The organism is Sphingopyxis alaskensis RB2256 (assembly GCF_000013985.1).
Lineage (GTDB): Bacteria > Pseudomonadota > Alphaproteobacteria > Sphingomonadales > Sphingomonadaceae > Sphingopyxis > Sphingopyxis alaskensis.
In genome coordinates, this window is the sequence record NC_008048.1 from 2196688 (window position 1) to 2220836 (window position 24149).

22 protein-coding genes, 1 tRNA gene and 1 pseudogene are annotated in these 24149 nt (G+C 65.5%); 14 read left to right on the plus strand and 10 right to left on the minus strand.

From position 1 onward, the window contains the following. The first annotated feature begins 84 nt into the window (after positions 1–84). Positions 85–2175 carry a TonB-dependent receptor gene (locus tag SALA_RS10640; RefSeq protein WP_237700860.1) on the plus strand — a complete coding sequence of 697 codons (2091 nt, stop codon included), beginning with the start codon at positions 85–87 and terminating at the stop codon, positions 2173–2175. 78 nt (positions 2176–2253) lie between these two features. On the opposite strand, the gene SALA_RS10645 is transcribed toward SALA_RS10640, so the two are convergent. Further along, a complete protein-coding gene (locus SALA_RS10645) occupies positions 2254–2892 on the minus strand; it encodes a hypothetical protein (RefSeq protein ID WP_041383266.1) in 639 nt (212 codons plus the stop codon). A gap of 384 nt (positions 2893–3276) precedes the next feature. Here SALA_RS10645 and SALA_RS10650 point away from each other — a divergent pair, with 384 nt between their 5' ends. Then, positions 3277–3549 (plus strand): type II toxin-antitoxin system ParD family antitoxin, encoded by a 273-nt coding sequence (locus tag SALA_RS10650; protein ID WP_011542378.1) that lies wholly within the window; start codon positions 3277–3279, stop codon positions 3547–3549. 80 nt (positions 3550–3629) lie between these two features. Beyond that, a pseudogene (locus SALA_RS16855) lies at positions 3630–3863 on the plus strand (type II toxin-antitoxin system RelE/ParE family toxin); the annotation flags it as partial. A 35-nt stretch (positions 3864–3898) separates the two neighbouring features. On the opposite strand, the gene tcmP reads toward SALA_RS16855, so the two are convergent. After that, positions 3899–5074: a three-Cys-motif partner protein TcmP gene (gene tcmP, locus SALA_RS16860; RefSeq protein ID WP_011542379.1), complete on the minus strand. Its 1176-nt coding sequence runs from the start codon at positions 5072–5074 to the stop codon at positions 3899–3901. Further along, positions 5074–5811 (minus strand): DUF5131 family protein, encoded by a 738-nt coding sequence (locus tag SALA_RS16865; RefSeq protein WP_011542380.1) that lies wholly within the window; start codon positions 5809–5811, stop codon positions 5074–5076. Before SALA_RS16865 ends, tcmP begins: the two co-directional genes overlap by 1 nt. Before the next feature lie 331 nt (positions 5812–6142). On the opposite strand from SALA_RS16865, the gene acnA reads away from it, so the two are divergent. Both acnA and SALA_RS10665 read left to right on the plus strand, forming a co-directional pair. Then, positions 6143–8818, plus strand: coding sequence for an aconitate hydratase AcnA (gene acnA, locus SALA_RS10660; protein ID WP_011542381.1), 2676 nt, complete (start codon positions 6143–6145; stop codon positions 8816–8818). 72 nt (positions 8819–8890) lie between these two features. Next, complete coding sequence (locus SALA_RS10665) at positions 8891–9157, plus strand: CBU_0592 family membrane protein (protein ID WP_011542382.1); 267 nt, start codon at positions 8891–8893, stop codon at positions 9155–9157. A 23-nt stretch (positions 9158–9180) separates the two neighbouring features. On the opposite strand, the gene SALA_RS10670 is transcribed toward SALA_RS10665, so the two are convergent. The 3 genes from SALA_RS10670 to SALA_RS10680 form a co-directional block, all read right to left on the minus strand. Next, positions 9181–9256 (minus strand) — tRNA-Val (locus SALA_RS10670). A gap of 60 nt (positions 9257–9316) precedes the next feature. Next, positions 9317–10288 carry a magnesium and cobalt transport protein CorA gene (locus SALA_RS10675; protein WP_011542383.1) on the minus strand — a complete coding sequence of 324 codons (972 nt, stop codon included), beginning with the start codon at positions 10286–10288 and terminating at the stop codon, positions 9317–9319. A gap of 97 nt (positions 10289–10385) precedes the next feature. After that, positions 10386–11420 (minus strand): winged helix DNA-binding protein, encoded by a 1035-nt coding sequence (locus SALA_RS10680; protein WP_011542384.1) that lies wholly within the window; start codon positions 11418–11420, stop codon positions 10386–10388. Between the two features lie 233 nt (positions 11421–11653). Between SALA_RS10680 and SALA_RS10685 the strand changes: the two genes are divergently transcribed. The 6 genes from SALA_RS10685 to SALA_RS10710 all read left to right on the plus strand — a co-directional run bounded on the left by SALA_RS10685 (position 11654) and on the right by SALA_RS10710 (position 16003). Then, positions 11654–12232, plus strand: coding sequence for a thermonuclease family protein (locus SALA_RS10685; RefSeq protein ID WP_011542385.1), 579 nt, complete (start codon positions 11654–11656; stop codon positions 12230–12232). Positions 12233–12277: 45 nt separating this feature from the next. Continuing rightward, positions 12278–12658 (plus strand): fluoride efflux transporter CrcB, encoded by a 381-nt coding sequence (gene crcB, locus SALA_RS10690; RefSeq protein ID WP_011542386.1) that lies wholly within the window; start codon positions 12278–12280, stop codon positions 12656–12658. Further along, a complete protein-coding gene (locus SALA_RS10695) occupies positions 12655–13872 on the plus strand; it encodes an RluA family pseudouridine synthase (RefSeq protein ID WP_011542387.1) in 1218 nt (405 codons plus the stop codon). Before crcB ends, SALA_RS10695 begins: the two co-directional genes overlap by 4 nt. 31 nt (positions 13873–13903) lie before the next feature. Beyond that, entirely contained in the window at positions 13904–14140 is a 237-nt protein-coding gene (locus SALA_RS10700) for a hypothetical protein (RefSeq protein WP_011542388.1), read from the plus strand. Beyond that, the gene (locus tag SALA_RS10705; protein WP_011542389.1) at positions 14137–14826 is read left to right on the plus strand and encodes an ATP12 family chaperone protein; all 690 of its coding nucleotides are present in this window, start codon (positions 14137–14139) and stop codon (positions 14824–14826) included. The genes SALA_RS10700 and SALA_RS10705 overlap by 4 nt, the downstream gene beginning before the upstream one ends. Positions 14827–14902: 76 nt before the next feature. Further along, complete coding sequence (locus SALA_RS10710) at positions 14903–16003, plus strand: IS5-like element ISSpal2 family transposase (protein ID WP_011542390.1); 1101 nt, start codon at positions 14903–14905, stop codon at positions 16001–16003. Between the two features lie 137 nt (positions 16004–16140). Here SALA_RS10710 and SALA_RS10715 read toward each other — a convergent pair whose 3' ends face one another. Further along, positions 16141–16533 (minus strand): hypothetical protein, encoded by a 393-nt coding sequence (locus SALA_RS10715; RefSeq protein ID WP_041383268.1) that lies wholly within the window; start codon positions 16531–16533, stop codon positions 16141–16143. A gap of 123 nt (positions 16534–16656) precedes the next feature. On the opposite strand from SALA_RS10715, the gene glpX reads away from it, so the two are divergent. The 3 genes from glpX to SALA_RS10730 all read left to right on the plus strand — a co-directional run bounded on the left by glpX (position 16657) and on the right by SALA_RS10730 (position 21785). After that, positions 16657–17628, plus strand: a complete 972-nt coding sequence (gene glpX / locus SALA_RS10720) for a class II fructose-bisphosphatase (RefSeq protein WP_011542392.1) — start codon at positions 16657–16659, stop codon at positions 17626–17628. A gap of 84 nt (positions 17629–17712) precedes the next feature. Next, positions 17713–20013, plus strand: a complete 2301-nt coding sequence (gene parC / locus SALA_RS10725; RefSeq protein ID WP_049754646.1) for a DNA topoisomerase IV subunit A — start codon at positions 17713–17715, stop codon at positions 20011–20013. A gap of 89 nt (positions 20014–20102) precedes the next feature. Continuing rightward, the gene (locus SALA_RS10730; RefSeq protein ID WP_237700861.1) at positions 20103–21785 is read left to right on the plus strand and encodes a putative bifunctional diguanylate cyclase/phosphodiesterase; all 1683 of its coding nucleotides are present in this window, start codon (positions 20103–20105) and stop codon (positions 21783–21785) included. On the opposite strand, the gene SALA_RS10735 is transcribed toward SALA_RS10730, so the two are convergent. The 3 genes from SALA_RS10735 to SALA_RS10745 are packed head-to-tail and all read right to left on the minus strand — an operon-like array spanning position 21758 to position 24119. Beyond that, positions 21758–22954, minus strand: coding sequence for a CCA tRNA nucleotidyltransferase (locus tag SALA_RS10735; protein ID WP_011542395.1), 1197 nt, complete (start codon positions 22952–22954; stop codon positions 21758–21760). The genes SALA_RS10730 and SALA_RS10735 overlap by 28 nt on opposite strands. Then, on the minus strand, positions 22951–23535 hold the full coding sequence (locus SALA_RS10740) for a CoA pyrophosphatase (RefSeq protein WP_011542396.1): 585 nt from the start codon (positions 23533–23535) through the stop codon (positions 22951–22953). The genes SALA_RS10735 and SALA_RS10740 overlap by 4 nt, the downstream gene beginning before the upstream one ends. Then, complete coding sequence (locus SALA_RS10745) at positions 23535–24119, minus strand: DUF1285 domain-containing protein (protein WP_011542397.1); 585 nt, start codon at positions 24117–24119, stop codon at positions 23535–23537. The genes SALA_RS10740 and SALA_RS10745 overlap by 1 nt, the downstream gene beginning before the upstream one ends. Positions 24120–24149 lie beyond the last annotated feature (30 nt).

Here is a 24149-nt window from a genome sequence, read left to right on the forward strand (position 1 = left end):
CGCACAATCGCGCAACAGTGTTGCAATTCGCTCGCATTAGCGTTAGCGGCGCCGCGACGATCAGCGAATCCAACAGGGGGCCATGTGAAGAAACTGTTTTTGCTTACCGCTGCCGCGGCGACCTTTCCGGCGACGGCGGTCGCCAGCGAGGCCGAGCGCGAGGATGCGCGCACCATTTTGGTGATCGGCAAGTCGGATGGCTATGTCGCCACCAATTCGGTCACCGCGACCAAGACCGACACACCGCTGATCGATGTGCCACAGACGATTTCGGTGGTCACGCGCGAGCGGCTGGACGATCAGGCGTCGCGTTCGATCGCCGACGTCCTGCGCTATGTCCCCGGTACCACCATCGGCCAGGGCGAGGGCAATCGCGACCAGATCACCCTGCGCGGCCAGAACACGACCGCCGACTTCTTTCTCGACGGGGTGCGCGACGACGTCCAGTATTTCCGCAGCCTGTATAACATCGAGCGGGTCGAGATACTGAAAGGCCCCTTTGCGATGATCTTTGGCCGCGGCGGCAGCGGCGGCGTCATCAACCGGGTTCAGAAGACGCCATCGGCCGATGCGCTGGCAGTTGGCGGCACGGTCAGCGCCAACAGCTTCGGCGCCTGGGACGTTTCGGCGGATGTCAATGCGCCCCTTGGTGGCGGTGCGGCGTTCCGGCTCAACGCAAATTACGAGAGCCTCGACAATCATCGCGATTTCTTTGAAGGCGAACGTTATGCCATCAATCCCTATGTCGCGGCCGATCTGGGCCGCTGGAAGCTCGGACTGTCCTACGAATATGTGAACGACGACCGCGTGACCGACCGCGGGGTGCCGTCGATCGCGACCGCGCCCGGACGGCCGAACCGTCCGATCACGGGCTATCGCGACACTTTCTTTGGTGTGCCGGGCGTCAATCGCACGGGGCTGGAGGCCCATATCGTCAAGGCGCGGATCGACGGCGAGCTGGCGGAGGCGCTGACATGGTCGACCACGCTGCTCTATGGCGACTATGACAAATATTATACCAACGTCTTTGCCAATGGCCCCGCCACGAGCCCGACCGGCACCGTCGCCTTGTCGAGCTATACCGATGCGACCCGGCGTCAGAACTTTATCGCGCAGAGCAACCTGCTTTGGGACGTCGACCTGGGCGGGATCGACAACCGGATTCTGTTCGGCCTCGAATATGGCGACCAGGATTCGACGAACCAGCGCCGCAACGGCACGCTGTCGAACGGCACCCTCGACCTCGCCAACATCGTCTATCCGACGGTCAGTTTCGGCCCGCTGGTCCGCAACACCGATTCGCGCGTCCGGTTCTTCTCGGCCTATGCCCAGGATCAGATTGCATTCGGATCGCATGTCGATCTGGTCCTTGGCGTGCGTTACGACCGGTTCGAGATCAAGGGCACCGACCTGATCGGCGCCCCGCGTCCGTTCGCCCGTACCGACGAAAAACTGTCGCCGCGGATCGGCCTGATCCTCAAGCCACGGGAAAATGTTTCGATCTACGGCAGCTACAGCCGCTCCTTCCTCCCGCGGTCGGGCGATCAGTTCCTGACCCTGGCGCCCGCGTCGGGATCGTCCCCGGCGCAGGAGGATCTGACGCCCGAACGGATGATCAATTACGAAGTCGGCGCCAAATGGGACATCCGGCCCGATCTCAATGTCACAGCGGCGCTGTTCCAGCTCGACCGCAACAACACCGCCGTGCCGGTCGCGGGCGTGCCGGGATCGCAATTCCTGACCGATACACGGACCAGGGGTGTCGAGCTGGCGCTGACCGGCCGGATTACGCCGAACTGGCAGGTGAGCGGCGGCTACACCTGGCAGGACGCCCATCGCAAGAATGACGACAGCATCCGGCTCGGCCAGGTGCCCGAACATCAGTTCGCGCTGTGGAACCGCTATGATTTCAACCGCAATGTCGGGATGGGTCTGGGCGTTGTCCATCAGTCGAGCCAGTTCGCCGCGATTCGCACCGCGCCCACGACCACCCGGCTGCCCGCCTTCACGCGCGTCGATGCGGCGCTGTTCGTCAAGGCGAACGAGCGGGTTGCATTTCAGGTCAATGTCGAAAATCTGTTCGACGAGCGCTATTTTTCGGACGCGCACAACCTCAACAACATCACGCCGGGGGCGCCGATCAACGCCCGCTTCACGGCGCGCGTCAAATATTGACCGGAATGCGGGAAGGCGGGCGGCCGTCTTCCCGCCCCGGTCGAAATCGCCGCCCGGCGCCCACCTCGCGCTCACGCGTTACGCAGCGGCGCCGGCTTCGGCGTCCATCTCCGCCTCGGCGTCGCGCGCCACGGCGAGCCGCGCGGCCGCTGCTCCGCTCGCCAGCTGGCCGCAGCGCATACAGCGCCCGCTTTCGGCTTCCTCGTCGACCGCCGCTGCGCGCATCCGATAGAGCTTGTCGGCCAGCCTTTCGCGCGCGCTGCCCGGATGGAAGTATTTGATGCCTGCGCCGTCGAAGCGCCAGCCCTCCATATGCTCCTCGGCGCTGATCGCCGCATCGCCGTCATAGCGCGCGTAAAGCGTCCGCGCCGCGCCGCCCTCCCCCAGCTCGCCGCGTTTCAAAAGCAGCCCCAGCATCGCGTCCGACGGCATGATCCGCCGCTCGACCTCCTGCCCGCCGCGCAGGATCACCGTCTCGCGCCCGACCACCGCGCGTTCATAGGCGACCGCCTGCAGCCCGCGCAGCGCCCGCGCCAGCGCGGTCGAACAGGCGCGATCGAATGGCTCGAAGCGCCGCCGCGCGTCGTTCACCGCCTTGCGGCTCATCCCCGCGACGCGCGCCGCATCGGTGACGCACCCCGACTGCGCGAGCACCGCCAGAAACGTCCGCGTCCGCGCCGCGGTCCACCCATCCTCGCGGATGCGCAGGCCCGGCATGAGGGGATTTTCCCTGCCCCCCGCCTCACCGTCCGCCTTGCTCCCCTCCCGCTTGCGGGAGGGGTTGGGGGAGGGCCTGTTTCTCACGTCGCCGCCGCCCGAAACCGCATCCGATTCCCCCCGCGAACTCCGCACCACCTTAGCCGCCATAGCGCCATCTCCCGAATCACTGGAATGAATCGGAATGATTTTGAACCTATTTGGATAATGTAGGAAAGCGAAAAATGTGACGCCCCCCAAATCGTCATCCCGGACTTGATCCGGGATCCATGCGACGACGCAGAAACAGACTGGCGGAGAAACGCCCCTCGACCGAGGGGGACGAAGCGCGAAATTGACCCACCTTCCGTCCCCATGATATGACATTGTCATAGGAGAACGCCCATGGCCTCGCGCGCCGAAAAGCCCGTCACCGTCACCCTCGGCCCGCTCACCCGCGCCGCGCAGGATCGCGTCAAATCGGGCCGCTACGCCTCGGTCAGCGAGGTCGTCCGCGCGGGCCTGCGCGCGCTCGAGCGCGAGGAAGCGCTGCTCGACGAACTGCTCAAGGTCCGCGTTGCCGAAGCCCTCGCCGACCCTCGCCCCGTCCAGCCCGCCGAAGACGTCCGCACCGCCCTCGCCGCCCGCCACGCCAAGCGGACGGGCAAGCCCGCTTGACCAAGCCGCTCCGCACCGTCTGGCGCCAGACCGCAACCGACGACCTCTACCGCCTCTACGACTGATACCGCCTCTACGACTGGATCGCCGACCACGCCGATCCCGACACGGCGTTCGCCTACACCAGCGCGATCGAAGCCCACGCCGCCGACCTCGCCACCTTTCCCGAACGCGGCACCCCACGCGACGACATCGCGCCGGGCGTGCGAACGCTCAATTTTCGCGGGCGGACGGTTATTGCCTATCGGGTGGGGGATGCGGTTGAGGTATTGCGCATTTTCCATGCGGGGCAGGAATTGGGGTTGGTGGAGTGAGCGAGGCAGCCAGGGGAATAACCGTCCCCTGATCCCTAGGTGGGCGAGACGGCTTGGGCCAAAATCAAGCGTTGGCTGTCCTCGGGGATCTGCTTTCGTTCGCTTGGCCACCCCGGTGCTAAAATCCGGCCCGCTTTACGCATGTCATTCACTTGGTGGCCAAGCCAAGATCGCGTGACGGAAAAATCCTCTAGGATAGGAGGCCAAAGGTTTCCCCAAACCATTCCGCTTGAGCCGGCGGTCATTATTTGCGCTCCAAGGGCACGAATGGCATCTTGCCGGCTTTGCCTGATCACCTGAGAGCTTCGATCATTTGGTACCGCATCTTCCCCGTCGGCAAACAAATCTCCAATTGGCGAGCTTTCGGCCCTCTTCTTTGCTTTTGATGCAGACCGAGCCGTTGCTTGCGTGTCCAGCGCTTTCGCCTCGCTGTCTCGGAAGACCTTCAAGCCTTCGGCATGCCTTGAAAGAAAGATTAGCTTGTACAGCGGCCGATTATGAAGAACTTTGTCCACCGTAATAACAGGTGAAAACGAGTAAGCGCCGGTAATCTGTAATGCTTCGGCAGCCAATCTTTCTAGCTTCCGTTCGCGCTCGGAGCCTGAGAGCCCCTCGACCTCTTGGCGCCAACCCACGCTTCCCAATGCGGAAAGCCAATCTTCTAACGCTGGTATAAGGTCAGTACCTGCAAACCGATTAGCAAAATCGAACATGAAATTAACGAGTGCTTCTGCATGTTCCCTCTTAAGAAGAGGGAGCATTGCTCCGATATCTGGAAATCCTTTGGGGTCAATCAGTGTAAAGGAGAACGCTGATTGTGGAATGCACGAAGCGATCCTTGCGGCATGCGCCTCCATCAACCCATTTAAAGGAATAATCTCAATTTTTGGAAACCGCGCTATGGCGCGTTCCAGTTGCGCAAATGAGCTAGGGTCCTTTTCCACGAGGAATGCTCGCATTCTTATATTTCGACCTTTACTGAGGTATAGAAGGCGCTGCGCCGTCATGTGAGTAAGCGCGATACCAAATGAAGTATCGTCGAAGCTTTCTCCCGCGGCAGATTGCCAAGGACCGGCAAAGCCATCGACATAGACGAACTCGTCGTATCGTGAGCACACTTTTCCAATTAGAGATGGAAGATATCGATCAAGAAATGTGTGCTTTACGAGCGCTTGCTCACGCCCAATATAATGTGCGGAGTCAATTGCCATTATCCGGAAGCTGCTTTCATAGAAGGAAAGTCATTCCACTCGCGCCCATCAAGATCTCTACCGCCACTTTTTGGCCTTATACCTCCCCACTGCTTGAAAAAGAAAGATACATTTTGCCTTTCGCATTCGTCTCTGATTTGTCGCGCCCATTCTATATTAAGAATCCGAGCGCCGGGACCACTCTCTCCTCCGGCAATCACCCAATGGATATCTGACAGATCGACCTCTCCGACAGGGCCGATAAGGGGTTCAACGGAAAGAAAGCGCACGCTGGCGGGCGCAGCACGGAGATGCTCTATGCGTGCTGCTCCTTTTGCGTCCTCGACAGAAACGCCGAGCCAGATATGTTGCGGAGGCGTGCGTTGCTCGTAACGACTTTTCAGGTAATCGCGCATCCGCGAACTTCTCTTTGTAAGTACCTGAAAAATATGCCAATCAGCTGCTTCCATTGTCTCGAACACGGCGTCAACGAACGACTTGGGCACACCTTTGTGGAAGAGGTCACTCATGGAATTGACGAAGATCATCCGGCTTCGTTTCCAGCGAAGCGGCTGGTCAAGCCGCTCTGGTCGAAGAACTAAGTCGAAGCCATTTTCGAAGGGATGCCCAGGAATGCCGCGCCAACGCTCTGCAAAGCGCTCAGCATAACAGTTATCGCAGCCAGTCGTGATCTTGGTGCAGCCCGTAACGGGATTCCAAGTTGCGTCGGTCCACTCAATTGCACTGCCGTCGGCCATAACATTTCCTAAGATTTCTATCGTTAGCGTGCTGCATAATTCCAGCATTACGCTCGGATTTTCCCAATTTCATTAGAGAATCACAGCCAGCCATCTGAGGCAAGTGATAGTTCGACTGGCGAAGCACGTAGCGCCCGGCCCTCGCACTGTCGAATAGCGCTGCCCGCTGCATCCACACGCCAACCAACCACCCCCACCCCCTTGCATTTCCCCGCTCCCGGCGTAAGGCGGCGCCAACATAAACCCGCGCGTGCGACTCCCGCTGGCCCCGCTCTCCCGCTGCGCCGCCGGACAGTCATTCCCCGCCGCGCCAACATGGGGACTGCATCCTATGACCACCACGGGCAACGACACGCTGGGAACCCGCTCGACGCTGGACGTCGGCGGCAAGAGCTACGCTTATTATTCGCTCGACAAGGCCGCGGCCAAGCTGGGCGATGTCTCGCGCCTGCCGTTTTCGATGAAGGTGCTGCTCGAAAACCTGCTGCGCTTCGAGGATGGCGGCTTCACCGTGTCGACCGATGATGTGCAGGCGCTCGTCGACTGGCAGAAGGACCCGCATTCGAACCGCGAGATTCAATATCGCCCCGCGCGCGTCCTGCTTCAGGATTTCACCGGCGTTCCTTGTGTGGTCGACCTCGCCGCGATGCGCGATGCGATCGCGAAGCTGGGCGGCGACACGTCGAAGATCAACCCGCTCGTCCCCGTCCACCTCGTCATCGACCACTCGGTGATGGTCGACGAGTTCGGCCATCCCAAGGCGTTCGAGCAGAATGTCGAGATCGAATATTATCGCAACGGCGAACGCTATGACTTCCTGAAATGGGGGTCGAAAAGCCTCGACAATTTCAAGGCAGTGCCGCCGGGCACCGGCATCTGCCACCAGGTCAACCTCGAACATATCGCGCAGGCGGTGTGGTCGAGCGAGGATGCGTCGGGCGCGCTCGTCGCCTATCCCGACACCTGCGTCGGCACCGACAGCCACACGACGATGATCAACGGCCTCGGCGTGCTCGGCTGGGGCGTCGGCGGGATTGAAGCGGAAGCGGCGATGCTCGGCCAGCCCGTGTCGATGCTCATCCCCGAAGTCGTCGGCTTCAAGCTCACCGGCAAATTGAAGGAAGGCGTCACCGCGACCGACCTCGTGCTCACCGCGACGCAGATGCTGCGCGCCAAGGGCGTCGTCGGGCGCTTCGTCGAATATTATGGCCCCGGCCTCGCGTCCTTGAGCCTCGCCGACCGCGCGACGCTCGCGAACATGGCGCCCGAATATGGCGCGACCTGCGGCTTTTTCGGGATCGACGACAAGACGCTCGATTATATGCGCCTCACCGGTCGCTCCGACGAAAATATCGCGCTGGTCGAAGCCTATGCCAGGGCGCAGGGGCTGTGGCTGGCGGCCGACATGCCCGATCCGGTGTTCACCGACACGCTCGAGCTCGACATGGGCAGCGTCGTCCCCAGCCTCGCCGGGCCGAAGCGGCCGCAGGACAAGGTCGTGCTCACCGAAGTCGACGATGTGTTCAACGCCGACCTCAGGAACGTCTATGGCAAGGACGCGCCGGAGCGCGTGCCGGTCGCGGGCAGGGAGCATGATATCGGCGACGGCGACGTGGTGATCGCGGCGATCACCAGCTGCACCAACACCTCGAACCCCGGCGTGATGGTCGCCGCGGGCCTCGTCGCCAAGAAGGCGAACGAGCGCGGGCTGAAGCCCAAGCCGTGGGTCAAGACCTCGCTCGCGCCGGGGTCGCAGGTCGTCACCGACTATCTGGTCAAGGCGGGGCTGCAGGACCATCTCGACGCGGTCGGCTACAATCTCGTCGGCTATGGCTGCACCACCTGCATCGGCAATTCGGGGCCGCTCGCGGAGCCGATTTCGGCCGCGATCAACGGCAATGACATCGTCGCCGCCTCGGTCCTGTCGGGCAACCGCAATTTCGAGGGCCGCGTGTCGCCCGACGTGCGCGCGAACTTCCTCGCCTCGCCGCCGCTCGTCGTCGCCTATGCGCTGAAGGGCACGGTGACCGAGGATTTCACCACCACGCCGATCGGACAGGACCGGGACGGCAAGGACGTCTTCCTCGCCGACATCTGGCCGACCAATCAGGAAGTCGCCGACGCGATCGCCGGCGCGGTCGACCGCGACATGTTCCTGGCCCGCTACGCCCATGTCTATCAGGGCGACGAGCATTGGCAGAAGATCGAGGTCGAGGGCAGCGACACCTATCAGTGGCGCGCGGGCAGCACCTATGTCGCCAACCCGCCCTATTTCGAGGGGATGACGATGACCCCGGCGCCGGTGTCGGACATCGTGGATGCAAAGCCGCTCGCGATCCTCGGCGACAGCATCACCACCGACCACATCAGCCCCGCGGGCAGCATCAAGGCGGACAGCCCGGCCGGAAAATGGCTTATGGAACATCAGGTTAGCAAGGCCGACTTCAACAGCTACGGCGCCCGCCGCGGCCATCACGAGGTCATGATGCGCGGCACCTTCGCCAATATCCGCATCAAAAACGAAATGGTCCCCGGCATCGAGGGCGGCATGTCGCGCTATGGCTCGGAAGTCATGCCGATCTATGACGTCGCGATGCGCCACAAGGCCGACGGCACCCCGCTCGTCGTCATCGCAGGCAAGGAATATGGCACCGGCTCGTCGCGCGACTGGGCGGCCAAGGGCACCAACCTGCTCGGCGTCCGCGCGGTGATCGTCGAGAGTTTCGAGCGCATCCACCGCTCGAACCTCGTCGGCATGGGCGTGCTGCCGCTCCAGTTCACCGACGGCCAGACGCGCGAGACGCTGGGCCTCACCGGCGACGACCAGTTCACGATCACCGGCGTTGCGGACCTGAAGCCGCGCCAGACGGTGACCGTCAACGTCACCCGTCCCGACGGCTCGACCTTCGCCTTCGACGCGCTGTGCCGCATCGATACCGCGAACGAAGTCGAATATTATATGAATGGCGGCATCCTGCATTATGTGCTGCGCAAGCTCGCGGCCTGACGCCGCCATCGACTGACGCCGCAAGCGCCCGCCCCTTCACGGGGCGGGCGTTTTCATATGGAGACGAAGCGCATGTCCGCCGTAACGATCATCATCGAAGTCATCGGCTGGGCGGCGGCGGCGATCATCCTTGCCGCCTATGTCCTGCTGTCGCTCGGCAAGCTCGAGGCGCGCGGCTATGCCTATCAATGGATGAATGTCGCGGGCGCGGGCGGCTTCATCGTCAATTCGGGCTATAACGGCGCGATCCCGTCGGCGGCGCTCAACATCGTCTGGGCGGCGATGGGGCTGTTCACGCTATGGACGGTATGGCGCGCCAGCCGTCCGGCGCGTTCCTGATCCGGGCAAGGCCTGTCGGATGATGGTGGGCGCTGACGGGCTCGAACCGCCGACCCTCTCGGTGTAAACGAGATGCTCTACCAGCTGAGCTAAGCGCCCCCGAAGGGAAGCGCGCCCCTGCCACAAGGCGCCGCGGCTGGCAAGCCGTGCGTCGGGCTATCAGAGCCAGCCGATGCGTTTGAAGCGCCAATAGAGGGTGAGGCAGATCGCGGTCATGCCGCCGACGATCAGCGGATAGCCGAAGGGCCAGCGAAGTTCGGGCATATAGTCGAAGTTCATCCCATAAATGCCTGCGATCGCGGTCGGAACCGCGAGGATCGCAGCCCACGCCGCGAGCTGGCGGGTGATCGCGCCCTGGCGTTGTTGTTCGAGCATCCCGTTGGTTTCGATCACCGACACCGCAATGTCGCGCAGCCCCGCCAGACGATATTCGGCACGCTGGACATGGTCCCAGACGTCACGGAAAAAGGGGCGCACGACGGGGTCGATCGCGGGCAATTCGTCGCCATTGGCCAGCCGCGCCGCGACTTCCTTCATCATCCCGACGAGCCGCTGGAAACGGATGATTTCGTGCCTTTGTTTGTAGAGATGGCGAATGTCCGCGGCGCTGAGCGGCGTGTCCATCACCCGGTCCTCGACGCCCAGCATACGATCCTCGATCGCGTCGATCACCGGGAAATAGCCGTCGACGATGAAATCGAGCACCGCGTAGAGCACATAATCGGGTCCATGCGCGAGCTTGGCGGGCAGGCTTTCGAGCCGGGCACGAACGTCGGTGTGCGCGCGCGCCGATCCGTGGCGAACGCTCACGAGAAAATGCCGACCAAGGAACAATGCGGTTTCGCCCGCGTGGATCGCCTCGCCGTCGAGCGTGGCGGTGCGCGCGACGACGAATAGCTGGTCACCATAAACCTCGACCTTTGGCAGCTGGTTCGCCTTCAGCGCATCTTCGACCGCGAGCGGGTGAAGGCCAAAGCGTTTCGCGATGCTCGACAGCTCTTCGGGGGTTGGCGCAAACAGGCCGAGCCAGAAGAAATCGCCGGGATCGCAATCCTCGGGCAACGCTTCGTGCGGCCCCAGGTCGCGGACCAGCTTGCCCCGATGATAAACGCGAGCGGCCATGATCGGCATTGCGGACGATCCTCCTTTGTCGAAGCCGTCCTATAGGGACTGCACCGCCCAACGGGAATCCCCAACGGACCGGAGCCGCCGTCGCCACCAATCCGGCCTATTCGTCGAGTGCCTCGAAATAGCGGGAAAGCGCGTCGAACGCGCCCTCAGCCAGCGCGATGAAGATGCGGCGGCCGTCGTGGGGATCCTGTTCACGCAGGAACAATCCCGCATCGGTCATCGTCTTGATCCAGCGCAGCGCGGTGGTCGCGGGAACCGCGGCGGCGATGCAGAGGCTCGACACCGAGACGGGCTGGCGTTCGAGCCGAGCGGCATACAGGTCGAGCAGCATGTCCCACGCCGGATCGGCGAACAGGTCGGCGGGGAAATATTGTTCGCGCATCCGCCGCTGGCGCAGCATTCGCCGTACCTGCTTGGCGCGCTGGCGGTCGAGCGTCCGCTCCTCGGGCACGAAGCTGCGCGGCATGGCGGCAAAATCGCGCGCGGGCGAACGAAGCTGCCCGACAAAATCGACGTCACCCCCGCGCGGCGCGAAGCCGGTCGGAGCGCCGGGCAATCCACCTTGCCGCGCCGCGAGGTCGCCCAGCGTCCGCGCGATGCGCGCCACCTCTTCCTGCAGCCGGTCGATGCTTTCCATCGCATCATCGCGCGACACGTCGTTTAGCTCGGCAAAGCGCGTGCGCCGCGCCGCCGCGAGCGCGACGAGCTTGTCGGCCGGGTCGGCATCGACGAGCAACTGAACATCGACCGATGCCGGAATCGCGGCGGCCACCCGGTCGAGCGCCGCCAAGGTGGTTTCGCAGACGAGCGCGCAGCCGCGCTGCTCGATCGCCGCACAGATTTCGGCAAAGGTCGGGGATCCGATCGTTTCGGCCGCCGCGAGCCAGACGATGTCGAGCATCACGACCTGGCGGATATAGGCCGCCGCGCGCGGCGGCGCGAGCGCGCTGACGAGGCGCACCTCGGCATGCGCCGCCTGCCCGAGCCAGTCGCCCGGCGCCCCGACGAGCAGCATCGGCGACGCGACGCCGCGGGCAATCGTCCCACCCATCGGCGCCGCCGGAAACGCCCCGCCAAAACCGTCGCCGTCGTCCGACGGGCCGAACCAAGGCTCCACTCCATGATCCATCATGACGTCACCCCCTGTATTACCTCTCCACCCTGACGTGATCTTGCCGTCATTTCGGTGCAACCCGCATTTTGTTCGCTCCTGTTCGCCACCAATCCGGAGCAATATGCGGACCGGGAGCGGCAGGGCGCGCATCGACCGGGCCGGATCGCTCCATTTTGGACACGTTTTGTTCTTATCGTCAACCTCTTATTAGGCCTTGCCAAGCCGCCGCGTCGCGATCAGGCGAGGCGGCGATGATGCGGCGCCCCTCTCCTCCCGCCCGGCTGGTCTGGCGCAAACGGCTTCGCGCCGCCGGGGCGGCGCTGCTGCTCGCGGGGCTGGCGTTCGCTGCCTGGTTCGCGCGGCCGTTGCCCACCCGATCGGTGCCACTGGTGCAGGTGATCGACGGCGACAGCCTGATCGTCCGACACGATGGCGCGCGCGTGACGATCCGGCTGACAGGGATTGATGCGGTCGAATATCGACAGGCCTGCGCGCGCGCCGGAACCCCATGGCCGTGCGGGCGCGAAGCGCGGCAGGCGCTCGAGCGGCTTGCGGGGCGCGGGCCGCTGCACTGCACGCTGTCGTCGAGGGACCGATATGGCCGTACGCTCGCGAGCTGCCGGACCGCGCCCTTTCCCGAAGGCGTCGATCTGGGCGCCGAAATGGTCCGGCAGGGTTGGGCGGTTGCGAGCGACAGCGACTATCGCAGCGAAGAAGCCGCTGCCGAGGCTGCCCGGCGCGGCATCTGGCAGGGCGAGTTTAGCGCGCCCGCCGACTGGCGCGTCGCGCACGAGCGCCCCGCGAAGGCCGACGCGATCCCCGGCGCATAGCAATGCGCCTTTGCCTCGCCGCGGATTCGGGCTAGGGCGAGCGGCATGAACAGCCTGTTTCCCGTCATGGTTGGTGGCGCGGTCGGCGCCGGAGCCCGCCACCTGGTCGGGCAGGCGATGCTCGCGCGGTTCGGCCCCGGCTTTCCGTGGTGGACGCTTTCCGTCAATATCGTCGGCAGTCTTGCCATGGGGCTGCTGATCGGACTGCTTGCGCGCAGCGGCACGGGCGGCGAGACGACACGGCTGTTCGTCGGAGTCGGCATGTTGGGTGGATTCACGACCTTCTCCAGCTTCAGCATGGAGTTCTGGCTGCTGTTCGAACGGGGGCAGAGTGTTCAGGCGGGCCTTTATGTGGTCGCATCGGTCGTCGGGGCGCTGCTGGCCTGCGGTGCCGGCATGATCCTGATCCGGCAGCTTCCGGCATGAACGCGCGCAAGACGCCGCTCGACGACGCGGTCATAGGCGAAGAGGACGACGGCATTCGCCTCGACCGCTGGTTCAAGCGCCACCGGCCGGGGACGCCGCACGCGCTGCTCGCGCGCTGGGCACGGTCGGGGCAACTGACGCTCGACGGCAGGAAGGCCGATGTGTCCGACCGGATCGCGGTGGGACAGAGGCTCGTCATGCCTGTGCCGCCGGTCGAAGCCGAGGCGCGACCGGCGCGCAAGGACCGTCCGCTGACCGAAGCCGACGTCGCACTCGCCGAATCGATGCTGATCCACCGCGACGCGAGCGCCATCGTTCTCAACAAGCTGCCCGGCCTCGCGACGCAGGGGGGGACGAAGACCGAGCATCATGTCGACGGACTGCTTGACGCGCTGAAATATGACGCGCCGGTGCGCCCCAAGCTGGTCCACCGGCTCGACAAGGATACGTCCGGCGCGCTGCTGATCGCGCGCACCCCGCGCGCCGCGGCCTGGTTCGCCAAGAGCTTTTCGAACCGCAGCGCGAAGAAAACCTATTGGGCGATCGTCGTCGGCGTGCCCGACATCGCGCAGGGCGAGATTGACCTGCCGCTCGCCAAACAGCCGGGGTCGGGGGGCGAAAAGATGCACGTTCACGACAGCGGCCTTGCCTCGAAAACGCGCTATCGCGTGATCGACCGCGCGGGGAACAGTGCGGCGTGGGTGGAGCTGCAACCGCTGACGGGCCGTACGCACCAGTTGCGCGTCCATATGGCAGCGATCGGCCATCCGATCGTCGGTGACGGCAAATATGGCGGCAAGGGCGCCTTCCTGACCGGGACGATCAGCCGCAAGCTACACCTGCACAGCCGGCGGCTGCGCATCGACCATCCCGACGGCGGCGTGATCGACGTGAGCGCCGACGTGCCCGACCATTTCGCCGCGAGCCTCGACGCGCTCGGCTTCGACCCGCTCCTCGGCGAGGTCGAGATCGATGACGACGCCAGGGGACCGCCGCCGAAAGCTTCGGCAAAAGCCGCTGCCAAGGCGTATGCCAAGCAGATCCGCAAGGCACGGCGCGGCGAACGCCGCGGGCGCACCGCAACCAGCAAGCCGACCGACCATGTCGGCAAGGCCAAACCCAAGGCCAAGGCGAAAATCGCCAAGCCGACGGGACGCAAGCCCGCCGCGAAAAAGCCGTCGGCGCACCCCACGCGACCGCGCTCGCACAGTTGATGCGCCACCTCGGCGGCGATAGGGAGGGCGCATGACCCCGGCCGACGACACACTCGCCAAGAAGCGCTTTTTCGCGATGACGATCATGCGCCTGATGGGCGTCGCCTTCATCGCGATCGGCTTCATCCTCATCAGCGGCGGATTTGCGCTGGCGGGCCAGCCGACCGACCGCTGGATCGGGGTTGCGATCGTGCTGATCGGCGCGTTCGATTTTGCGGTGATGCCGCTGCTGCTCGCACGCCGCTGGCGCTCGCCCAGAGACCTGTGAAGCGCTTCTGGAAAGAGGTGACCGTCGTCGCCGAGGGCGTCGGCTGGAGCATCGCGCTCGACGGGCGGCCGGTGCGCACGCCGCAGCGCGCGACGCTGATGGTTGCGAGCGCGGCACTGGCCGAAGCGATCGCGGCCGAATGGGACGACGTCGGCGAAACGATCGATCCCGCCGCGATGCCGATGACGGGACTGGCCAACGCCGCGATCGACCTCGCCGCGCCCGACCTCACCGCCTTTGCCGCGCCGATCGCGGCCTATGCGACGAGCGACCTTCTCTGCTACCGCGACGCGCGCGACGCGACGTTGCAGGCCGAACAGGCGGCGGCGTGGAACCCGCTGCTCGCCTGGGCCGAGGAACGCTACGGCGTCGAGTTCGCGCTGACACAGGGCGTGATTCCGGTCGACCAGCCCGCCGCAACCGTCGCGGCGCTGCGGGATGCCGCGTTCGCGCAGGACCAGTGGCGGATCACGGCGCTGACTCCGCTGGTGACGATCGGCGGTTCGCTCGTCGCGGGGCTGGCGCTCATCGAAAACGCCTTCGACGCCGACGCCTTGTGGCAGGCGGTCAGCCTCGATGAGCTGTATCAGGAACGCCGCTGGGGCGCCGACGGCGAAGCACAGAAAGCGCGCGCGGCGAAGCAGCGCGACTGGGACAATGCGGCCCGGTTCCTGGGTCTGCTTTAGCAGGCTGCGGAAAAACTGTTCCCGTTCGGGGCTCGGCGTGATTCAATGGCGGCGTTGAGCTGGGGGGGGGGGCAGCATGCGGGGGGACGACATTGGGACGGAGAGGCTGTTTTCCTATGTGAGTTGCGAGGCTCGGGTTTCTGCGAGCCATCCGCTTCGGCCGATCCGGGCGATTGTCGATGAAGTGCTGGAGGTGCTGCCGGCCGATTTTGAGGGGATGTACGCGAAGACGGGGCGTCCCTCGATCGCGCCTGGGAAGCTGCTGCGCGCGTTGCTGCTACAAGCCTTTTATTCGATCCGATCGGAACGCCAGTTGATGGAGCAGATGGACTACAATCTGCTGTTCCGCCGGTTCGTGGGTCTGTCGATGGATGCGGCGGTTTGGGACGCCTCGGTGTTCACCAAGAACCGTGATCGGCTTCTGGAAGGCGATGTGGCGACCAGGTTCCTCGCCGCGGTCGTGGCGCAGGCCCGAGGCCGCGATCTCCTTTCAGACGAGCATTTCTCGGTGGACGGCACGCTGATCGACGCCTGGGCTTCGATGAAGAGCTTCCGCCCCAGGGATGATGGCGAGGGACCGGCGGGGGCCGGGCGCAATGCCGAACGCGACTTTCGCGGCGAGAAGCGGTCGAACCAGACGCATGCCTCGACCACCGATCCCGAAGCGAAGCTCTATCGCAAGGCCAACGGTCAGTCGTCGCGCATGGCCTTCATGGGGCATGGGCTAATGGAGAACCGCAATGGCCTGGTGGTCGGCGCGCTCGTCACTCAGGCCACAGGCACCGCCGAACGTGAGGCGGCACTGGTTTTGGTCGATGAACTCAAAGCCACCGGCCGCATCACCCTGGGCGCGGACAAGGCTTACGACGCACGCGCGTTCGTTCAGGCTCTGCGCGCCCGCAAGGTCACGCCGCATATCGCTCGCAACGAGCAGATCAACCAGGCCGGTGAACGACGACGCAGAAGCGCCATCGACGGTCGCACCACCCGCCATCCCGGCTACGCCATCAGCTTGGCGGTTCGCAAGCGGATCGAAGAAGTGTTCGGTTGGGCCAGGACCGTCGGTGGCCCGCGTAAAACGCGCCACAAGGGCACCGATCGCGTCGGCCAGGCTTTCACCTTGACCGCCGCCACCTGCAACCTCGTCCGGCTGCCGAAGCCAATGGTGGCCGCATGACCATGCCCGCACTCCGCCTCAAATCGGATCAATCCCGGGAAATGGCCGAAAAGACCGCCTCAAACCCCTCGCCGAAACGCGTCTAAGCCTCGGTCCGTTGGAGAAAAGGCCGAACGCACCCGCTTTTCCGCAGCCTGCTAGGGCTCTTCCAGGGGCGGCGGCGTTCCCGTTTCGGGGTCGGTGCGCTCCTTTGCCATCTCATAAAGCGCATTATATTCGGGGCCGGGTTTCATGCGGCCGCCGATCGATATCCAGTTATAGGGCAGCTTGTCGAGGCTCATCGCCCGCGCTTCGGCGCGCGGCAGCTTCGGCGGCGCCTCGCGACCTTCCTGCGCGATCGCGCGCAGTTCGGGGGTCAGGCGGTGGCGCTCGGTGTCGGTGCCGCAGACGTTGATCGTTCCGTCCTCGGTAGGTTTGCAGCGCCGGATGGGATCGACCAGTTCCTTCGCATTCGCGACCGCGCTTTCGGCGTCGCGCGGCGGCGGCGGTGCGGGCGGCCCCTGCATCTGCGCACCCGCCGTCACGGGCATGACGCATGAGAGCGCGAAAGCCGCGGCGAATCGGGTGAAGCATTCTCGACAAGCGGGGCGGCGGGCCATATGGCGCCCACCATGCCGAACGGGCGCAGCAAGTAAAGACGGAGAGTGGTGGAGATGACGAACAGCGGCAGCAACCTCGACCGGGTGCTCGTGCTCGAGATGGTGCGCGTCACCGAAGCCGCGGCGATCGCCGCCGCGAAGCTGATCGGCCGCGGCGACGAAAAGGCCGCCGATGCCGCCGCGGTCGAGGCGATGCGGGGCGCCTTCAACACGCTGTACATGGACGGCACCATCGTCATCGGCGAGGGCGAGCGCGACGAAGCGCCGATGCTCTATATCGGCGAAAAGGTCGGGAATGCGCCCGGCAAGGGGCCAAAGATCGACATCGCCGTCGACCCGCTGGAGGGCACGACGATCACCGCCAAGGCCGGTCCCAACGCGCTCGCGGTGCTGGCGATCGCCGAGGAAGGCTGCCTTTTGAACGCCCCCGACGTCTATATGGACAAGCTGGCGGTCGGCCCCGGCTATTCGCCCGACATCATCGGATTCGACAAGAGCGTGCGCGAGAATGTCGCGGCGGTCGCGCGCGAAAAGGGCGTCGCGCCCGAAGAGATCATCGTGTGCGTGCTCGACCGCCCGCGTCACGAGGCAATCATCGCCGAACTGCGCGCGATCGGCTGCGGCGTCGCGCTGATCCCCGACGGCGACGTCGCCGGGGTGATCGCGACGACCAACCCCGATACCAATATCGACCTTTACATGGGATCGGGCGGCGCGCCCGAGGGCGTGCTCGCCGCCGCGGCGCTGCGCTGCGTCGGCGGCCAGTTCAAGGGCCGCCTGCTCTTCCGCAACGACGACGAGCGGCTGCGCGCGAAAAAATGGGGAATCGAGGATCTCGACCGCGTCTATGACCTGGGCGATCTGGCCAGGGGCGACGTGATCTTCGCCGCCACCGGCGTCACCGACGGATCGCTGCTGCGCGGCGTCAAGCACCGCCGCGGCGGCGGGCTGACCACCGAAAGCGTTGTCATGCGCGCCTCGTCGGGCACGGTGCGCTGGGTGCGCGGCGAGCATCGCGCCGGCTGATCGGGCGCTTCACGAAGGAGAGGACACCGTGCGCCGACGCAAGGCTTTGCCATGGCGCGTCAGCCTTGCTATCGGCGGCCGATAATGGCCAGCACAACCGACGACCTTCCCCCTTCCGAGTCCGGCACCAGCATCGATACCCCGTTCGACAGCGCGCTGTCGCAGCGCTATCTCGTCTATGCGCTGTCGACGATCACCGCGCGCTCGCTCCCCGACCTTCGCGACGGGCTGAAGCCCGTCCACCGCCGCCTTTTGTGGGCGATGCGCGCGATGCGGCTCGACCCGAGCCAGGGCTACAAGAAATCGGCGCGCGTCGTCGGCGACGTCATCGGCAAGTTCCACCCGCACGGCGACACCGCGGTTTACGACGCGATGGTCCGCCTCGCGCAGGATTTTTCGCTCCGCTATCCGCTCGTCGACGGCCAGGGCAATTTCGGCAATATCGATGGCGATAACGCCGCCGCCTATCGCTATACCGAAGCGCGCCTGACGCGCGTTGCGGTCGACCTGATGCAGGGGCTCGACGAAGGCACGGTCGATTTCCGCCCGACCTATAATGGCGAAGACGAAGAGCCCGAGATCATGCCGGGGCTTTTCCCGAACCTGCTCGCCAATGGGGCGAGCGGGATCGCGGTCGGGATGGCGACGAACATCCCGCCGCACAATGCCGCCGAGGTGATCGACGCCGCGCTGCTGCTGATCGACAATCCAAAAGCCGGGCTGTCCGATCTGCTCGACCATGTGAAGGGCCCCGATTTCCCCACCGGCGGCATCGTCGCCGAGAATGCGGAGACGATCGCGCAGGCCTATGAAAGCGGGCGCGGCAGCTTTCGCGTCCGCGCGCGCTTTTCGATCGGCAAGGATGCTGACGGCAAGTGGGAAGCCGACGGGATCGAGAAGCTGTCCGGCGGCACCTGGCAGCTCGTCATCAGCGAGATTCCCTATGGCGTTGCCAAGGGAAAGCTGATCGAACAGGTGGCGCAGCTGATCGCCGACAGGAAACTGCCAATTCTGGAAGATGTCCGCGACGAAAGCGCGGAGGATCTGCGCATCGTGCTGGTGCCCAAGAGCCGCAACGTCGACGCCGAGGTGCTGAAGGACAGCCTCTATCGCCTGACCGACCTTGAAAGCCGTTTCGCGCTCAATCTGAACGTGCTCGACGCGACGCGCACGCCCAAGGTCATGGGGCTGAAACAACTGCTCACCGAATGGCTCCAGCACCAGATCATCGTGCTCGTCCGCCGCGCCGAGCACCGGATCGCGAAGATCGACGACCGGCTGGAGCTGGTCGCCGGTTACATCATCGCCTTTTTGAACCTTGACCGGATCATCGAGATCATCCGTACCGAGGACGAACCCAAGCCGGTGATGATCGCCGAGTTCGAGCTGACCGACCGGCAGGCCGAGGCGATATTGAACATGCGGCTGCGGTCCTTGCGCAAGCTCGAGGAAATGGAGCTGAAGCGCGAGCAGACCGATTTGACCGCCGAGCGCGAGGAACTGGCAAAGCTGGTCGAGAGCCCCGCGCGCCAGCGCACCCGGCTGCGCAAGGACCTCGAAAGGCTGCGCGGCGTCTATGGCCTCGACACGTCGCTTGGCGCGCGCCGCACGACGATCGCCGAAGCCGCGCCGACGCGGGAGATTCCGCTCGACGCGATGATCGAAAAGGAGCCGGTGACGGTGATCCTGTCGAAGCGCGGCTGGATTCGCGCGCAGCGCGGCCATGTCGCGCCCGACCAGTGGGGCGAGTTCAAGTTCAAGGAAGGCGACGAATTGTTGTTCGCCGCGCATGCGCAGACGACCGACAAGCTGTTGATCGCCGCGAGCGACGGGCGCTTTTTCACCGTCGGGGCGGACAAATTGCCCGGCGGGCGCGGGTTCGGCGAGCCGCTGCGGCTGATGGTCGACATCGACCCCGACGCGCGGATCGTCGCGATGGTCCCCGCGAGCGCCGGGGGCCGCCTGCTGCTCGCCTCGACGAGCGGGCACGGTTTCATCGTCAACACCGACGATGTCACCGCCGAAACGCGCAAGGGCCGCAATGTCGTCAATCTGAAACCCAGGGCGGCGCTTGTCGTCGCCCGCCCGATCGCGCCGGGCGACGACAGCGTCGCGGTGGTCGGCGACAATCGCAAGCTGGTTGTATTCCCGCTCGCCGAAGTGCCGGTGATGGGGCGCGGCCAGGGCGTGATGCTGCAACGTTATCGCGACGGCGGCCTGTCCGACGCAGTGAGCTTTGTCCTTGCCGAGGGACTGAGCTGGGCGATGGGCGGCGACAGCGGCCGCACGCGCACCGAAACCGACCTGGCACCCTGGCGCGTCGCGCGCGGCGCGGCGGGACGGATGCCGCCAACCGGTTTTCCGCGCAACAACCGCTTCGCCTGACCGCAAAAGCGCGTCGCCGTAAATCCCTTCTTTACTCCCCGCACCCTAGTCATGGGGAAATGGGGAAAGGTCGCACAAAACCCGCTGTTATGCCTATTGATCGAACCGGCGAAGACCGGCCCTTGCTGTTTGTCGGCTGGATCGACGCGCTGCCCGTTCCGGCGGCGCTGGTCAGGCCGATGGCGCGCGGCAATTTCCGGCTCCACGCGAGCAATGCCGCCTTCGACCGACTGAAGCTGTCGCCGGTCGGCGCCGACGCGCCGATCGAGCTTCTGCGCGCAGTCGAACGCGCATCGCAGCATCCCGACGAGGTGCAGGAGTTTTCGTGCCAGCTCGGCGAGGGACCGGCGGCGCGCGACCTGCGCGGACATATCGGCCCGCTGCCCACCGAAACGGATGACGACGGGCTGTTCCTGCTGACGCTGATCGATCGCACCCAGGAAATGATGACCGAGCGCAATCTGCGCCGCGAGCTGGTGTCCGACAGCCTGACCGGCCTGCCCAACCGCGCCGGGTTCGAGGAGCTGGTCGAACAGCGGGCGCACCGCGATGCGCCGGGCGCCGATCACGCCATACTGCTGCTCGACCTCGCGCGCTTTTCGCGCATCAACGAACATATCGGCCCGATGGCGGGCGACGAGCTGATCATCACCGTCGCACGGCGGTTGAAATCGAGCCTGCGCAGCGGCGACATACTGGCGCGCACCGGCGGTGACGAATTCGCCATTTCGACACGAATCGCGGGCGGGCGCGCCGATGTGCGCGAAATGGCGCGGCGCATCCGCGGCTGTTTCGACCATCCCTTTCGTATCGGCGAACTGAAGGTCAGCGTCGATTGCGCGCTCGGCTGTTCGATCCAGCCGACCAGCGAGATCGACGTCGCCAACCAGATCCGCCACGCGCAGATCGCGCTCAAGCGGGCGAAGCAGACCGACCGCATCGAAATCTATGAACCCGAAGCGGCGATGCTGTCGGACAATCGTTTCGGGCTCGAGACCGAACTGCGCAACGCGATCGAGGAAGACCGGCTGCATCTCGCCTTCCAGCCGCTCATCGAGATGGCGAGCGGGCGCGTCGCGGGGTTCGAGGCGCTCGCGCGCTGGGACAATAGCAGCGGGGTCGCGGTGTCACCGACCGAATTCATTCCGATCGCCGAGGATTCGGGGCTGATCGTCCCGCTGGGCCAATGGGCGATCGGCAAGGCCGCGGCGGTGCTCGCCGACTGGGACCGGCAGAATGGCGGGCAGGTCGTCAACGCCTATTTCTCGGTCAATGTCTCGGCGATCCAGCTGGTGCGTGACGACGTCGCGGGGGTGGTTCGCCAGGCGCTCCAAAAGCATGGCATCGGCGGCGAGCGGCTGATGATCGAGCTGACCGAAAGCGCGATCATCGGCGATCCCGACCTGGCGCTGTCGGTGCTGCGCGAACTGAAGGCACTCGACGCGCGCGTCGCGATGGACGATTTCGGCACCGGCTATTCGAACCTTGCCTATCTTCAGCGGCTGCCGATCGACGTGCTCAAGATCGACCGCAGCTTTGTCGAACATATGGTCGACGACCGCGACAAGGTGGCGATCGTCCGCACGATCCAGAGCCTCGCCGAAGTGCTGGGGATGAAGACCACCGCCGAGGGGGTCGAGACAACCGATCAGGCGCGGCTGCTGTCGGCGCTCGGCTGCGACTTCGGGCAGGGCTATCTGTTCGCGCGGCCGATGGATGGCAAGGCGGCGCTCGATTACTGGCGTCAGTCGCTGACGCGGCCGATCTTCTGATCGACCAGCTCGGCGACGCGCGCGGCGTCCGGGAAATCTTCGGCCACCCACGCGGCCTCGACCGCCTTCAGGATGCGCGCCACCTCAGGCCCCGCCGCAATGCCGCGCGCGACGATGTCCCCGCCCTTCACCGGGAGCATGGGGACCTGCCAGTCCGACAGCGTCCGAAGCGCGGCAGGATCGCCCGCCAGCAGATGCACGTCGCGCGCCGCCTCGATCCCGATGGCGTACGCCAGCTGGCGCACCGGACGCGCGACATCGTGGCGGTGGCCGCCGAGCGCGGCGAGATGCTTGCGCTGGCGTGTCGACAGGCGCAGGCGGCTCGCCACCTGTTCGGCGATCGCGACATCGGCGGGGAGCAGCGCGGCGAGGCGGCGAAGCGCCGCGGGCACAGCACCGGCCACCGCTTCGTTTGCGAACAGCCGGTCGAGCGCCGCCGCAAAGCCGGCGTCGAGTTCGGGCAGCAGCACGGCGAGGATGCCGTCGGCGTGCATCTGCGCGACGATCGCGCGCGGGTCGGGCAGCGCCAATATCTTGGCGAGTTCGTCGGCGATGCGTTCGCGCGACAGGCTTTTGAGCGATTGCCGCGCCGCGACAACCGCGGCATGGCTTGCGGGATCGAGGTCGCCACGCCCGAAGCGCGCGGCGAAGCGGTAAAAGCGCAGGATGCGCAGATGATCCTCGGCAATGCGCGAGGCGGCGTCGCCGATGAACGCGACGCGGCCGCGGTCAAGATCCGCAAGGCCCCCGAACCAGTCGTCGATCGCGCCCGTCCGGGGATCGGCATAAAGCGCGTTGATCGTGAAGTCGCGGCGCGCCGCATCCTCGCGCCAGTCGTCGGCGAAGGCCACTGTCGCACGGCGGCCGTCGGTCGCGACGTCGCGGCGAAGCGTCGTGATCTCGTGATGGTCGCCGCTGGCGATCGCGGTGACGGTGCCGTGCGCGATTCCGGTCGGGATCACCTTGATTCCCGCCGCTTCCAGCCGCCGCGTCACCTCTCCGGGGACAAGCGGGGTCGCAAGGTCGACGTCGGTGACATCAAGGCCGAGCAAGGTGTCGCGCACCGCGCCACCGACGACCTTGACCGCGCCGCCATCGTCGGCAAGCGCGGCGACGATGCGGCGCAGCCCCGGCCGGTCGCGCCAGGCGGCGTCGGGCAGCCGCGTCACCGGTGCCACCCCGCGGGCAGGCGGCGCGCCAGATTGACGATGATACCCGCGGTCACGCCCCAGATCCGCCGTCCCTGCCACTCCATGTCATAATAATGCCGGTCCTGCCCCTGCCAATGCGCGTGCTGGCGCGCATAATTGCCGGGGTCGAACAATATGTCGAGCGGCACTTCGAACCAGTCCTCGACCTCGTCGGGATTGGGGTCGAAGCGAAGGTCGGGCGGGATGACGCCGAGCACCGGGGTGATGCGATAGCCGCTTCCCGAACGATAGGGCTCGGTTGCACCGGCGATCATCACATCATGGCGGCTGAGGCCGATTTCCTCCTCGGCCTCGCGCAGCGCGGCGTCGATGGCGTCGCGGTCGCCGGGGTCGATCTTGCCGCCGGGAAAGGCCACCTGCCCCGCATGACTGCGCAGCCATTGCGGCCGCTGGGTCAGGATGACGCCGGGATCCGCGCGGTCGGTGAAGGCGATCAGCACCGCGGCATCGCGCAACGTCGGCGTGCCCAGATAGGCCTCGTCCTCACCCGGTTCGGGCAGCAGATTGGCGAGCGCGTCGCGCAATTTGGCCGACAGCATCAGCGATCGACCAGGGGAAATTGCGCGCCATTCGACCATATCACGGGCGGATCGTCACCCCCGGCGAGCGCCATCTCGACGATTTCGTAATAAAGCGCGCGGTCGATGCGCGCCTCGAGCCCGTTGCCGATGGTGCCGCGCACATGCAGCCGCGGGTCGGGGCGGTCGGGGTCGCTGCCGAAGGACAGCGGATGGTCCGGGCCCGCAAGCACGAGGTCGTCGGTGTCGAGGCGAAAGACGAGTTTGCGCGCCGCCCCCTCGCCTTCGCTCTTCATCTCGACCGCGCGAAAGGGCGTGTCCTCGACCGCGATGGCGAGCTTTTCGGCCGGGGTGACGAGGACGTGGCTGCCGTCGGCCTCGCGCCGCAGAATCGTCGAGAAAAGCCTGACCATCGCCGGCCGGTTGATCCGTCCGCCCTCGTGATACCAGCTGCCGTCGGCGCGGATCTCCATCGCGCTGTCGCCGCTGCGTTCGGGATGCCAGCTTTCGACCGGCGGCAGCGTCTGCGCCGCGAACCGCTCGGCAACTTCGGCGAGCGAAAGCTGTGCAAAGTCGCTGGAAAGCGAAGGTGACGGGCCGATCATGCCTCCGACATAGGGGGCCGGGCGCGTCGC

Excerpts from the sequence above, each read along its gene's own strand:
- SALA_RS10715 (WP_041383268.1), bottom strand. The coding sequence starts at position 16,533 with ATGCCCGTGACGGCGGGTGCGCAGATGCAGGGGCCGCCCGCACCGCCG.
- SALA_RS10695 (WP_011542387.1), top strand. The coding sequence starts at position 12,655 with ATGAACGCGCGCAAGACGCCGCTCGACGACGCGGTCATAGGCGAAGAG.
- SALA_RS10730 (WP_237700861.1), top strand. The coding sequence starts at position 20,103 with ATGCCTATTGATCGAACCGGCGAAGACCGGCCCTTGCTGTTTGTCGGC.
- SALA_RS10645 (WP_041383266.1), bottom strand. The coding sequence starts at position 2,892 with ATGCCGGGCCTGCGCATCCGCGAGGATGGGTGGACCGCGGCGCGGACG.
- SALA_RS16865 (WP_011542380.1), bottom strand. The coding sequence starts at position 5,811 with ATGGCCGACGGCAGTGCAATTGAGTGGACCGACGCAACTTGGAATCCC.
- SALA_RS10710 (WP_011542390.1), top strand. The coding sequence starts at position 14,903 with ATGCGGGGGGACGACATTGGGACGGAGAGGCTGTTTTCCTATGTGAGT.
- SALA_RS10745 (WP_011542397.1), bottom strand. The coding sequence starts at position 24,119 with ATGATCGGCCCGTCACCTTCGCTTTCCAGCGACTTTGCACAGCTTTCG.
- SALA_RS10700 (WP_011542388.1), top strand. The coding sequence starts at position 13,904 with ATGACCCCGGCCGACGACACACTCGCCAAGAAGCGCTTTTTCGCGATG.
- glpX (WP_011542392.1), top strand. The coding sequence starts at position 16,657 with ATGACGAACAGCGGCAGCAACCTCGACCGGGTGCTCGTGCTCGAGATG.
- crcB (WP_011542386.1), top strand. The coding sequence starts at position 12,278 with ATGAACAGCCTGTTTCCCGTCATGGTTGGTGGCGCGGTCGGCGCCGGA.
- SALA_RS10650 (WP_011542378.1), top strand. The coding sequence starts at position 3,277 with ATGGCCTCGCGCGCCGAAAAGCCCGTCACCGTCACCCTCGGCCCGCTC.
- SALA_RS10680 (WP_011542384.1), bottom strand. The coding sequence starts at position 11,420 with ATGATGGATCATGGAGTGGAGCCTTGGTTCGGCCCGTCGGACGACGGC.
- SALA_RS10685 (WP_011542385.1), top strand. The coding sequence starts at position 11,654 with ATGATGCGGCGCCCCTCTCCTCCCGCCCGGCTGGTCTGGCGCAAACGG.
- SALA_RS10675 (WP_011542383.1), bottom strand. The coding sequence starts at position 10,288 with ATGCCGATCATGGCCGCTCGCGTTTATCATCGGGGCAAGCTGGTCCGC.
- acnA (WP_011542381.1), top strand. The coding sequence starts at position 6,143 with ATGACCACCACGGGCAACGACACGCTGGGAACCCGCTCGACGCTGGAC.
- parC (WP_049754646.1), top strand. The coding sequence starts at position 17,713 with ATGGCCAGCACAACCGACGACCTTCCCCCTTCCGAGTCCGGCACCAGC.
- SALA_RS10665 (WP_011542382.1), top strand. The coding sequence starts at position 8,891 with ATGTCCGCCGTAACGATCATCATCGAAGTCATCGGCTGGGCGGCGGCG.
- SALA_RS10740 (WP_011542396.1), bottom strand. The coding sequence starts at position 23,535 with ATGCTGTCGGCCAAATTGCGCGACGCGCTCGCCAATCTGCTGCCCGAA.
- tcmP (WP_011542379.1), bottom strand. The coding sequence starts at position 5,074 with ATGGCAATTGACTCCGCACATTATATTGGGCGTGAGCAAGCGCTCGTA.